This is a genomic window from Mesorhizobium sp. WSM4809, from assembly GCF_055811655.1.
In genome coordinates, this window is the sequence record NZ_JBVVQW010000067.1 from 1 (window position 1) to 453 (window position 453).

1 protein-coding gene is annotated in these 453 nt (G+C 55.0%); it reads left to right on the forward strand.

Annotated elements, in window-relative coordinates; translation table 11 throughout:
• Positions 1-36: 36 nt before the first annotated feature.
• Positions 37-405 carry a four helix bundle protein gene (locus tag AC0L24_RS33880; protein WP_013530241.1) on the forward strand — a complete coding sequence of 123 codons (369 nt, stop codon included), beginning with the start codon at positions 37-39 and terminating at the stop codon, positions 403-405.
• The last annotated feature ends 48 nt before the right edge of the window (positions 406-453 follow it).

Genomic DNA, 453 nt, shown 5'->3' on the forward strand with positions numbered 1-453 from the left:
GAGTAGGGGAGTAGGGGAGTAGGGGAGTAGGGACGGATGACCGAAAAAACAGGGTCCTACAAGGACTTGCTTGTTTGGGAGCAGGCGATGGATCTTGCGGTGGCGGTCTACGGTGCTACTAAATCCTGGCCCAAAGAAGAACTTTATGGGCTGACCAGCCAAGTGCGGCGCTCTGCAACGTCGGTGCCGGCAAACATAGCCGAGGGGTATGGCAGGGAAATTCGAGGCTCCTATCTGCAATTTCTCCGTATTGCCCAAGGATCATTGAAGGAGCTGGAAACTCAGCTTCTGATTGCTGAACGTATTGGCATCGCGCCGAAAGCGACGTCCGGCCCATTGTTGGCGAGTACCGAAAGTGTGGGAAAGCTTCTTCGGCTTCTCATCCGTAAACTTGCAGCCGAATAGCCTCCCCTATTCCCCTACTCCCCTACTCCCTGCGCGCATCATGCCTTA